Origin of the sequence: Ruminococcus sp. CAG:57 (assembly GCF_000435935.1) — a bacterium.
GTDB classification, from domain to species: Bacteria; Bacillota; Clostridia; order Oscillospirales; family Ruminococcaceae; genus Hominimerdicola; species Hominimerdicola aceti.
Map to the genome: position 1 here is coordinate 61,843 of NZ_FR890726.1, position 12,179 is coordinate 74,021.

The window sequence follows — 12,179 nt, forward strand, 5'->3', positions numbered from 1 at the left end:
AGCACAATGCCAAGAATAGCCGCACCCCAAACGATTCCGAAAAGAACCCAGCCAAACGCACCTCTCAAAGGCACAAGGGTGATAGGGGTGTAGGTGCCTGCAATGAGGAAAAAAATGGTGTTGTGATCCATTATCCTGAAGAATTTTTTAGCTTTAGGGTTTGTGATAGCGTGATAAAGGGTTGACATGGTGTAAAGTATGATAAGAGAAGCTCCGAAAATAGCGGAGCTTACAACGCCCCAGGCGTTGGAGTAAATGGCAGCGAGAACGATAAGAACGGCAGTGCCGGCAATGGATAGCAGACCGCCTGCACCGTGTGAAACGGAGTTGAAGATCTCCTCGCCGAGGGTGTATCTTTTGGTTAGATCCTGAGATTGGATCTCAGCAGATTTTGACATAGTATCATTTCCTTTCCGATAGGACCGAGAATTTGCATATAAGTTTTATTACTATAGTATAGTAACATTTTTTTAGACACTTGTCAAGTTTAAATACAGGTGTAAAAAGTGAGGAGTGAGGAATTAGGAATTAGGAATGAGGAATGAGGAGTGAGGAATGATGAGTGAGGAGTGAGGAATGGGCAAAGCTGACCAGAGTTGTGCCCCAACACCGAGCGAAGCGAGCAAAAGGTCCAGGGGCACGCCCCTGGTCAGGGTCAAGGGGTGAAACCCATTGCAGGGTCTAGGGACAGAGTCCCTAGCGGAGTTTGAGGCAGAGCCTCATTCGGCGCAAGCCGATTAAGCGGTGCAGAGGTGAAAAGAAGAAATACAAACTAAATCACTAAACAAATAAGTATCGAAGAATAAGACCTGCACCGCTTTTGTTGTTTCCTGCACAACGTAAAATCCGCAAAGAGCGAAGCGATTTTGCGGCACGGCAAAGTAGCGTCCCCTACATGGTTTGTGAAAACATAAATAATGTGTGGATATCGCAGGAATGTATGGGCAAACAAGAAACAGGCGACCAGCGGTCGCCTCTACAAAAAATTTATCGCCGACAGGCGATACCATAATTCCTCATTTCTCATTCCTCACTCCTCATTCTACAAACGCCGCTTTCTTCATAAAAAATCTCTTGCAATTTAAGCGATACTGTGCTATACTAACAAGGTATGTTTAAAAATGCAATGAAATATGGAGGAATAATTTTGGGTAAGCTTGAAGATGAGATCAAACGCCGCCGTACTTTTGCGATAATTTCCCACCCTGACGCAGGTAAAACAACTCTTACGGAAAAATTTCTGCTCTATGGTGGTGCGATAGCTCAGGCAGGTGCTGTAAAAGGTAAAAAGAACTCCCGCCATGCTGTTTCAGACTGGATGGAAATAGAAAAACAAAGAGGTATCTCTGTTACTTCTTCTGTTATGCAGTTCCAGTATAAAAATTATTGTATAAATATCTTGGATACTCCTGGACATCAGGACTTCTCTGAGGATACCTACCGTACTCTTATGGCTGCAGACTCAGCCGTAATGGTAATAGACGCTTCAAAGGGTGTGGAAAATCAGACCAGAAAGCTTTTCAAGGTCTGCGTTATGCGCCATATCCCTATATTTACTTTCGTAAATAAAATGGATCGTGAGTCCAGAAATCCTTTTGATCTTATGGAGCAGATAGAGTCTGAGCTTGGTATCCAGACCTATCCTGTGAACTGGCCTATCGGTTCAGGCAAAGAGTTTAAGGGCGTTTATGACAGAGATAAAAAGCATATAATCTCTTTTGAGGCAAGCGGTGGACAGCATCAGGTGGCAGCTACAGAAGTCGACCTCTCCGACCCGTCACTTGACAGCCTTATCGGCGAGGATCTCCACTCAACTCTCTGCGATGATATCGAGCTTCTCGATGGCGCAAGCTATGAGTTTGATATCGAAAAGGTGAGAAAGGGTGAGCTTTCGCCTGTGTTCTTTGGCTCTGCTCTTACAAACTTCGGCGTCGAGCCGTTTTTGGAAAACTTCCTCGAAATGACAACTTCTCCTACTCCGAGAAATTCTTCTGCCGGTATCATAGATCCGTTCGACCCTGAGTTCTCGGCTTTCGTATTCAAGATACAAGCTAATATGAACAAGGCTCACCGTGACCGTATCACTTTCCTGCGTATCTGTTCGGGCAAGTTCGATAAGGATATGGAAGTTCTCCACGTTCAGGGCAATAAAAAGCTCAGACTTTCTCAGCCTCAGCAGATAATGGCTCAGGAAAGAGAGATAATCGACGAAGCCTATGCAGGAGATATAATCGGTGTGTTTGACCCAGGTATCTTCGCTATTGGCGATACGATCTGCTCGCCAAAGAAAAAGTTCGAGTTCGAGTCTATCCCGACCTTTGCACCTGAGCATTTTATGAGAGTCCGTCAGAAGGATACCCTCAAGAGAAAGCAGTTCGTAAAGGGTACAACACAGATCGCACAAGAGGGTGCGATACAGATATTCCATGAGCCTGACAGCGGTATGGAAGAAGTTATCGTGGGCGTTGTGGGCGTTCTTCAGCTTGAAGTTTTTGAATACAGAATGAAAAATGAGTACAACGTTGACCTCTTCAAAGAGGGTCTGCCTTATTCTTATATCCGCTGGATAGATAACAAGGATATCGACCCTAAGACATTGAAGCTTTCAAGTGACACAAAGCTTGTCAAGGACTTCCGTGACAACTATCTGCTTCTTTTCACAAGCGAGTGGAATATCCGCTGGGCGCTTGAAAGAAACGAGGGCCTTGAGCTTTCAGAATTTAACAGAGGCGACCTGCAATAATACAATATTGCTAAATACCCTTCCCTAAAAAGTGATAAACTGACCAAAGTGTGTGCTTTGGTCAGTTTTTTTCTTGACTTTTTATTTGATATATGTTATATATTAAGTAGATATATGTATGAAATATTAAGTAGGTATATGTATGAAAACTATTTTTGTGGGGTGATATGTATGATAAAAAAGATAAGTGCGGCGGCAATTGCGGTCATTATGTCAGCGAGCATGATGTTCACTACAGTTTCGGCAGACGCTTCCTATGTTCTTGATAAGGACGCAGGAGAAGACTTCGTCAATTTCATAGACGGCAAGCTGCCTGATATTTTAAAGAGTATGGACAGTGTTGCAGACGGCGATAAGATCTACTTCGACTATGGCTCATGGTTCATGGATCTGGATTTTGACGGTGTGCCTGAGTTTATAATAGGCGGCGAAATGGCTGACGGCGACAGACATTATTCTATTCTTACCAAGGACGGCAAGGAGATAAAGATAGATGACACTGTTGCAAACGGACAGTATTTTCCGGGATTTATGGGCTTTGATTATATGCCTTACAGAGATCTTTATACAGGGGAGGTATCATATTTTTCAAGTAACGATAAGATAAAAACTATGACCTTTGACCCTGAAAAAGGCGTTACTGAAAAGGAGCTTTGCTCGGAAGAATACGATTTGGAAACTGACAGCACTGTTTACAAAACAGACGGCAAAGAGGTCAGCGAGAGCGAGTATTATAACTATAAATCCACCCTCAGCAGATTTATCCCTCTTGAAGTGGAAAATACAGAGCTGACATCAGATGAAACTGCAAAGGCTGACGCTGATAAGCTTCTGGAAATGTATAACGATTATAACTGCGTTGTCATGACGGCGGAGAACAAAAAGGACGATATGACAAGCGTAATAGTCGAGATGTGCGATCTTCTTAAAGAGATAATGGCTGACGCTCCTTATGAAATTGCTAGTGATGTTGATTGGAGCTATAACAGTTGGTTTGAGGATTTAAACTTTGACGGTGTTCCTGACTTTGTTATCGGCGGTATTGCAGACCTCTTAGATGAAGGTACTGCTTTAAGGCTTTATGACGTTATCGGTATGGGCAATGCAGGCTTTTTGGCGGATACCAATGTGTCGAACGACCATGGCGACGGTGAGAACGGCTTCGGCTTCAAGCCTTATGTAAACAAGCAGACTGGCGAAAAAACATACCTTTCAGAGGATAGATATACAGAGGACGGCAAGGAGCATTACGCAGTGAGAAAGCTTTTTAGCTGTCTTGGTGAATGTCTCACCGCTGATATCTGCACCGCAGAATATGACAGCAAAAAAGGCGTGACTTCATACACTATCGAGGGAAAGGAAGCCACATCAGAGGAGTTTCAGGCGTATCTTGCAAAGCTTAACAGCGACTATGATGAGCTTTCTGTAACAATAAGCACCATGGGCGAAAACAAAGTCCCTAATGATGAAGGCACCCTTGCAGAGTCATATGACGATTATAAGCTTGGGGACGTTGTGGGCGGAGCAAACTTTACATATGTAGAAAAGAAGAACACTTCAAATGATATTTCTAACCCTGACAAAACAGCAGGCTCTCAGGCTTCAAAGAATTATAATACCGATTCGTCAACAAATCCGTCAACAGGTGCGGCGGCAGGCGTTACAGCCGCAATAATAGCCGCTGGAGCAGGTTTGGCGATATGTGCAAAGCGTAAAAAGAAGTAGTCTTTTCAGCCTAACATATGCAGAGGTGAACAGCGTTCACCCGTATATTGGCATATTATCTGCGTGCTGAATATTTTATCACCGTACCCTCTCGTGGTGCGGTGATTTTTTTGCATAAGCCGTCCTTTGTCCGCATAACTTGTACAAAGGACAAAAACTAGGAGGGCGGATATATGTTCAGAAGATTGCAGAATATTTTGTGCTGTGTGGTGATAGCAGGCTTTGCGGCAGTGTGCTGGTATGGCAAAAACAACGGCGAAGCCGTCATGACAGGTGGGACGGTGAAAACGACCATGGATAAGCCTGTGGTGGTCATCGACCCAGGTCACGGTGGTATGGACGGAGGCTGTGTTTCTGTTGACGGCACACCTGAAAAGGGGATAAACCTTGCGGTGGCGGAAAGCCTCCGTGACGGTCTGAAGCTTCTCGGCTATGATGTTGTTTGCACCCGTGAAAGCGATATATCTATCTATGACAAAGGCACAGAGGGGCTTGGGGAGCAGAAAAAGTCCGATATGAAAAACCGCCTTGCCATATTCTCAAAATATTCCGAGGGCATATCAGTTTCTATACACCAAAATCAGTTTACCGACAGCCGCTACAGCGGTGCGCAGATGTTCTATTCTAAAGACAATGCCGAGGGTGAAAAGCTTGCGGGAGTGATGCAAAAGCAGTTCGTTTCCCTTTTACAGCCTGACAATACCAGAGAAATTAAGCCGGTAGGCGACGAGCTTTATCTGCTTAATAATACCAAAAATCCTGCGGTTATGATAGAGTGCGGTTTTCTTTCAAACCCTGAGGAGGCTCAGAAATTGGAGAATGAGGACTATCAGCGTCAGGTGGCGTTTACAGTGCTGACAGGTATCAGCGAATATAGACTTATGCAGAAATAGTCCATTGGTGCGGCGGCAGTGAGAAAACACTGTCCGTCGTTTTTTGTTTGTAAAACGTTACATAAATTGCTTGACTTTTAAAAGGGGATATTGTATAATATAATAGTGTATTTATAGCATAGTATATTTTTTAACTTTTTCCTGTCATAAATTCTGGCAGGAGAATAAATAAAGGTGGATTGAAACATGGGATTATTTGATAAAATATTCGGCAACTATTCTAAAAAAGAGCTTGCCAAGATCGAGCCTATAAAGAATAAGGTACTCGAGCTTGAAAGTAAGTATGCCGATATGTCTGACGAGGAGCTGGGCGGACAGACTGCCATTCTGAGGGGCAAGCTGGACGAGCTTTCAACTCTTGATGACGTTCTTCCTGACGCTCTTGCGGTTTGCCGTGAAGCTGCGTTCAGAGTGCTTGGCAAAAAGCCTTACCCTGTTCAGATAATCGGTGCTATCGTTCTTCATCAGGGACGTATCGCCGAAATGAAAACAGGTGAAGGTAAAACTCTCGTTGCTTGTCTGGCGGCTTATGCTAACTCCCTTACAGGAAATGGCGTTCACGTTGTAACAGTAAACGACTATCTTGCTAAGTTCCAGTCTGAGGAAATGGGCAAGGTGTTCCACTTCCTGAACACTTCTATCGGCGTTGTGCTCACAGGCATGAACAAGGAGCAGAAGAGGGAAGCTTATAACGCCGATATTACATATGGTACAAATAACGAGTTCGGATTTGATTACCTCCGTGACAACATGGTTATCTATAAGAAAGATAAGGTTCAGAGAGAGCACGCTTTCGCTATCGTGGACGAGGTGGACTCTATCCTCATAGACGAAGCAAGAACTCCGCTTATCATTTCAGGTCAGGGCGACAAGTCAACAAAGCTTTATTCACTTGCTGACAGATTTGCAAAGACCCTGAAGCCTGTTACAGTTGTTGAAATGGACGATAAGGCAGATAACGACCTTCTGGACGGTGACTATATCATCGACGAAAAGGCTAAGACCGCAACTCTTACAAAGAGCGGTGTTAAGAAAGCAGAAAAGGCGTTCAACGTTATAAACCTTATGGACGCTGATAATATGACCCTTGCCCACCACATCAATCAGGCTATCAAGGCAAACGGCGTTATGAAAAAGGATATCGACTACGTTGTTAAGGACGGAGAAGTTCTTATCGTAGACGAGTTCACAGGCCGTATCATGCAGGGTAGACGTTTCAATGACGGTCTGCATCAGGCTATCGAAGCAAAAGAGGGCGTTGAGATAGCAAGAGAGTCAAAGACTATCGCTACTATAACATATCAGAACTACTTCCGTCTGTATGGCAAGCTGTCAGGTATGACAGGTACTGCACTTACTGAGGAGGACGAGTTCAGAGAGATCTATAAGCTCGACGTTATCGAGATACCGACAAATAAGCCTGTTATCAGAATTGACCACCCAGACGTTGTTTTCAAAACAGAAAAGGGCAAGTTCAATGCCGTTATCGAGCAGGTGATAGAGTGCCATAAAAAGGGACAGCCTGTCCTCGTTGGTACTGTTTCCGTTGAGAAGTCAGAGTATCTTTCAAGACTGCTGAAAAATAAGGGCATCAAGCATGAAGTGCTTAACGCCAAGCACCATGACCGTGAGGCTATGATAGTTGCACAGGCAGGTAAATACGGTGCTGTTACTATCGCTACTAACATGGCAGGACGTGGTACTGATATCATGCTTGGCGGTAATGCTGAGTATAAGTCCCTTGCAGACCTCCAGAAAATGGGCTATTCTGAGGAAGTGGCTGTCGAGGCAGCAGGCTTCTCAAATACTCAGGACGAGGAAGTTCTGGCTGCAAGAGCAGAGTATAAGAAACTCTATGCAAAGTATTCAGAAGAGGTAAAGGAGCTTGCAGAAAAGGTTAGAGAAGCAGGTGGACTTTATATCATCGGTACAGAAAGACACGAGTCAAGACGTATCGACAATCAGCTCAGAGGACGTTCAGGCCGTCAGGGCGACCCGGGCGAAAGCACATTCTTCCTCTCACTTGAAGACGACCTTATGAGAATTTTCGGCGGCGAGAGAATAACAGCTATGATGGACACTCTCAAAGTTGACGAGAATACTCCAATACAGTCAAAAATGCTCACGGGTGTTATCGAGTCCTCACAGAAGAAGATAGAGGGCAGAAACTTCAACATCAGAAAGAACGTCCTTAACTACGATGACGTTATGAACACACAGCGTGAGATAATCTATAAGCAAAGACAGCAGGTGCTTGACGGAGAGGATCTCCATGACAACATTCTCGGCATGATAAAGGAGTTTGTTGAGGATTCTGTAAATATGTATATCACTGACGAGGACGTTCAGGATAACTGGAACCTGCAGGGTCTTAAGGACAGACTTATGGGCATAATCACAGTTGAGGACGACTTCAACTATACCCCACAGGAGCTTGACGAGATAACAAAGAAGGATATAATCGACCTCCTTGAAGACAGAGCTTTGAAGATATACGCAAAGCGTGAGGAAGACCTTGGTCAGGAACTTCTCCATGAGATAGAAAGAGTCGTTTTGCTTAAAGTTGTGGATACAAAGTGGATGGCACATATCGACGATATGGACGAGCTGAAAAAGGGTATCGGTCTGCGTTCATACGGTCAGAAGAACCCAGTAGTTGAGTATCGTATGGAAGGTATGGATATGTTCGACGATATGGTCGCATCTATCCGTGAGGACACTGTAAGAATGTTGTTCACCATTCAGGTAAGAAAGAACAGCGCCGCTCCAAAGAGAGAGGACGTTCTCAAGCCGGGCGAGCATCATAACATGACCGTAAGAAAGGCTAAGAAGCCGGGCAGAAACGATCTTTGCCCATGCGGAAGCGGCAAGAAGTATAAGAACTGCTGCGGTGCCGGAAACGGTGTACAGGCTGACGAAGCCGAGCAGGCAGAGAATAGCTCTGACAGCTCTGAGAAATAAAAACAATATGCAGGACGGTGAAAACAGCCGTCCTGTTTTGGATATAAGAATAATAGGAGTGTAGTGAAATGTCAACAGCATTTAAAAGTGCAGATATACTTCTGCCTAAGAACGCCGATATGTCAAAATGGGCAGTGGTTGCCTGCGACCAGTATACCTCTGAGCCTGAGTATTGGGCTGACGTGGAAAAGATAACAGAGGGTGCAAAAAGCGCACTTAACCTTATCCTGCCTGAGGTCTATCTGGAGGACGATAACGTTGATGAAAGAATAGCCGACATACATAAGAATATGGACAGCTATATCAGCGAGGGCGTTTTTGAAGAGTATAAGGACGCTATGATATACGTTGAAAGAACACAGTCTGACGGAAAGGTCAGAGCGGGCATTGTTGGCGCTATCGACCTTGAAGAGTATGACTACCGCAAAGGCTCGAAGTCTGCCGTAAGAGCAACAGAAGCCACAGTTGTGGAGAGAATACCGCCTAGAATAAAGGTAAGACGTGGCGCACCTGTTGAGCTGCCGCATATCATGATACTCGTTGACGATACAGAAAAAAGCGTTGTTGAGCCGCTTGAAGCTCACAAGGGAGAAATGAAAAAGCTCTATGACTTTGACCTTATGAAAAAGGGTGGTCATATCGCAGGCTATCTTATTGAAAAGCCTATGCAGGAAAAGATAATAGCCGCACTTGAAAAGCTTGGTGATATCGACGCTTTCAATACAAAGTATGGTCTTAAGGAAACTTCACCTCTTGTCTACGCAATGGGTGACGGCAACCATTCTCTCGCTACTGCAAAGGAATTTTACGAGGAGCAGAAGAGAGAGAACCCTGATAAGGACATGAGCAATGCTCTTTGCAGATATGCCCTTGTGGAGATAGTGAATCTTCATTCACATGCACTTGAATTTGAAGCTATCCATAGGATAGTTACAGACGTTGACACAAAGGCTCTTATGAGCGAAATGACAGCGGCTCTTGAGCTTTCTGAGGAAAGGTCAGAGCAGGCAATAGTTGTCTGCGACAATGGCACGGAAAAGACTCTCTATATACATAAGCCAACTTCAAAGCTCACTGTCGGCTCATTGCAGAATTTCCTTGACAGCTATATCAAGGAAAAAGGCGGCAAGGTGGACTATATCCACGGTGCAGAGGTCATAAGAGAGCTTTCCGCAAAGGAAAATTCCATAGGCTTTATGCTCCCTGACATGGGCAAGGAAGAGCTTTTCCCTACAGTTATCGTTGACGGCGCACTGCCAAGAAAAACGTTCTCCATGGGTCATGCCGAGGATAAGAGATTTTATGTTGAGGCAAGGAAAATATTGAAATAGAAACATTAAAGAAATACTGAAATAGAAAAATCGTAGACAATATATTTTAAAAGGAGTTTTTACGATGATAATTGAAGAAGTCAAAAAGGAACTTACAGGACATATCATTCCCTTCTGGAACAAGCTGAGAGATGATGAGAACGGTGGATTTTACGGTTTTATGAGCTATGACCTCAAGCTGGATAAGCAGGCTGATAAGGGCGTTATCCTCCACGCAAGAATACTTTGGTTCTATTCAAAAGCGTATATCACTCTGGGCGATAAGACACTTCTTGACAACGCACGCCACGCTTACGAGTTTATCAAAAACCACTGTATTGACTATGAGTACGGCGGAGTTTATTGGATGATGAACTATAAGGGCGAGCCTGCCGACACTATGAAGCATACATACAACATCGCATTTGCTATCTATGCATTGTCATGCTACTATAACGCAAGCGGAGATAAGGAAGCTCTGGAGCTTGCCTATAAGCTTTTCCACGATATCGAGAACAACACTCTCGATGAGTACGGCTACAGAGAAGCTTTTGACAGACAGTGGAATTTGGTATCAAATGACGCTCTTTCTGAGAATGGCTTGCATGCTGATAAGACCATGAACGCTATCCTCCACCTTATCGAAGCTTATACCGAGCTTTATAAGGCAGACCACAACGAGGAAGTTGCTAAAAGGCTTAAATTCCAGCTTGGTCAGATGAGAGATATTGTTTATACTCCTGAAACTAACGCTCTGAAAGTTTTCTTTGTCACAAAGTTCGACCTTGTGGGAGATATACATTCATTTGGTCACGATATCGAAGCAACATGGCTTATGGATCTTGCCTGCGATACTCTTGGCGACGAGGAGCTTAAAAAGCAGTTTGCTGAAATGGATCTTAAGATCTCTCATAATATCCAGAATATCGCTCTTGATAACGGCGCACTGAACAACGAGCGTGAGAACGATAAGATAGACAAGAAGCGTGTATGGTGGGTAGAGGCCGAGTCTGTTGTTGGCTTCATCAACGCTTATCAGCACAGCGGAGAAAAGAAGTTCCTTGAAAGTGCAAGAAGTGTGTGGGAATATATCAAGGCTGAGATAATCGACAAGAGAGAAGGCTCAGAGTGGTATGCCGAGGTTTCCTATGACCATAAACCCCACGATTGGAAAGAGATAGTAGGTCCATGGAAATGCCCTTATCATAACGGCAGAATGTGCATGGAAGTCATCAACAGAGGCGTGGACTTCTGATGTTCAGGTATGAAACACACCTGCATACCGCCGAGGGAAGCGCCTGTGCCTCTGCAAGCGGAGCAGAGCAGGCAAGGCGTTATAAAGCCCTTGGCTATGACGGGATCATCGTCACCGACCACTTTTTCAACGGCAACTGTGCTGTCACCAACTTTGACAGTTGGGAGGACAGAGTGAACAAGTTCTGCAAGGGTTATGAGAATGCCAAAGAGGAGGGTGACAAGATAGGTCTGAAAGTGTTTTTCGGTCTGGAGTATTCCTACTTCGGTGCAGACCTTTTGACCTATGGTATCGACAAGGACTTTCTTCTTGCCAATGATAACATAAGTGATATAAGCTTTTATCAGTTTGCTGACAGAGTGCATAAAGCAGGTGGCGTGTTAGTCCATGCCCACCCTTTTCGTGAGGCAGATTGGTATATTCATGAAATAAAGCTCCTGCCAAAGTGGATAGACGGCGTTGAGGTCTATAACAGCGGCAACGGCAAAGAGGTCTATAATCAGCGTGCAAAATGGTATGCCGAGCAGTTCGGCTTTGCACAGACGGGCGGTACGGACAATCACCACCTGTGGGTGGAGGACAGCCGTATCAGCGGTGTTGCAACTGACGAGCCGATCAATTCCATAGAAGATTACATAGAATTTCTCCGTGACGGAAAGCTTACCCCGATAATTCCGGAAAAGCCGGCTGAAACATAAAACATAAATAAAAACTTCAATGACATTTTTTGCCATTGAAGTTTTTTTACTATGAAATTTTGCTTTCATTTACCGAAACATCGTCGGAATAAGATTCCGATTCAGCGGCAGAATCGTCGGGAACACGAATGTAAGTATCTACGGCGACGAATGTGTTTTCATCAACATAATTAAATGCTAAAGCGAAAGCATTTTCATGTTTTCCATAGTCAAATTCAATTAGTATCTGATCTCTTGCTTCGTGATAGGTTTTAATAGTATATGTTCTGGTTTCAGACCACATTTTTATCGTATCCTGCTTTGCGGTCTCGTCATAAAACGTAAACAGCTTATTGCAAAGATATTCCGAATCTCCGCTGTATTTCAGAGTGTTGTTTTCTCCTATTATAAAATAATCTTTGCTTGTATCTCCGTTTGGATAATATTTTCCCATATTCAGCGTTGGTTCCTGATAGGTATCGTCATGGGGACAGCTGTAGTTAAAGGTATTTATTCCGCTTTCATCATCTTCAGGTTCATCAGAAGAAACTATGTTCTTTAAGCAAGTGATCCAGAAAAACAATACAAATAATCCGGCTAACACAAGCCAAACGG

Annotated in this window: 9 protein-coding genes; 7 read left to right on the forward strand and 2 right to left on the reverse strand. The window is 44.1% G+C overall.

Going from position 1 to position 12,179, the window contains the following annotated elements; genetic code table 11:
- The coding region (locus QVO88_RS06265) for a hemolysin III family protein (RefSeq protein WP_288177835.1) at window positions 1-398 on the reverse strand (398 nt) is incomplete at its 3' end.
- 749 nt (window positions 399-1,147) lie between these two features.
- Between QVO88_RS06265 and QVO88_RS06270 the strand changes: the two genes are divergently transcribed.
- The 7 genes from QVO88_RS06270 (at window position 1,148) to QVO88_RS06300 (ending at window position 11,585) form a co-directional block, all read left to right on the forward strand.
- Window positions 1,148-2,743 (forward strand): peptide chain release factor 3, encoded by a 1,596-nt coding sequence (locus tag QVO88_RS06270; RefSeq protein WP_022287650.1) that lies wholly within the window; start codon window positions 1,148-1,150, stop codon window positions 2,741-2,743.
- Window positions 2,744-2,914: 171 nt separating this feature from the next.
- Window positions 2,915-4,468, forward strand: a complete 1,554-nt coding sequence (locus QVO88_RS06275; protein WP_265290658.1) for an NPXTG-anchored protein — start codon at window positions 2,915-2,917, stop codon at window positions 4,466-4,468.
- A gap of 173 nt (window positions 4,469-4,641) precedes the next feature.
- Entirely contained in the window at window positions 4,642-5,361 is a 720-nt protein-coding gene (locus QVO88_RS06280; protein ID WP_022287652.1) for an N-acetylmuramoyl-L-alanine amidase, read from the forward strand.
- Window positions 5,362-5,547: 186 nt separating this feature from the next.
- Window positions 5,548-8,322 (forward strand): preprotein translocase subunit SecA, encoded by a 2,775-nt coding sequence (gene secA, locus QVO88_RS06285; RefSeq protein WP_022287653.1) that lies wholly within the window; start codon window positions 5,548-5,550, stop codon window positions 8,320-8,322.
- Between the two features lie 68 nt (window positions 8,323-8,390).
- Window positions 8,391-9,653, forward strand: a complete 1,263-nt coding sequence (locus QVO88_RS06290; RefSeq protein ID WP_022287654.1) for a DUF1015 domain-containing protein — start codon at window positions 8,391-8,393, stop codon at window positions 9,651-9,653.
- Between the two features lie 64 nt (window positions 9,654-9,717).
- Window positions 9,718-10,887: an AGE family epimerase/isomerase gene (locus QVO88_RS06295; RefSeq protein ID WP_022287655.1), complete on the forward strand. Its 1,170-nt coding sequence runs from the start codon at window positions 9,718-9,720 to the stop codon at window positions 10,885-10,887.
- Window positions 10,887-11,585 carry a PHP domain-containing protein gene (locus QVO88_RS06300; RefSeq protein ID WP_022287656.1) on the forward strand — a complete coding sequence of 233 codons (699 nt, stop codon included), beginning with the start codon at window positions 10,887-10,889 and terminating at the stop codon, window positions 11,583-11,585. Before QVO88_RS06295 ends, QVO88_RS06300 begins: the two co-directional genes overlap by 1 nt.
- 49 nt (window positions 11,586-11,634) lie before the next feature.
- Here QVO88_RS06300 and QVO88_RS06305 read toward each other — a convergent pair.
- Window positions 11,635-12,179, reverse strand: a 545-nt coding sequence (locus QVO88_RS06305) for a hypothetical protein (RefSeq protein WP_288177837.1), incomplete at its 5' end; no start/stop codon positions are given.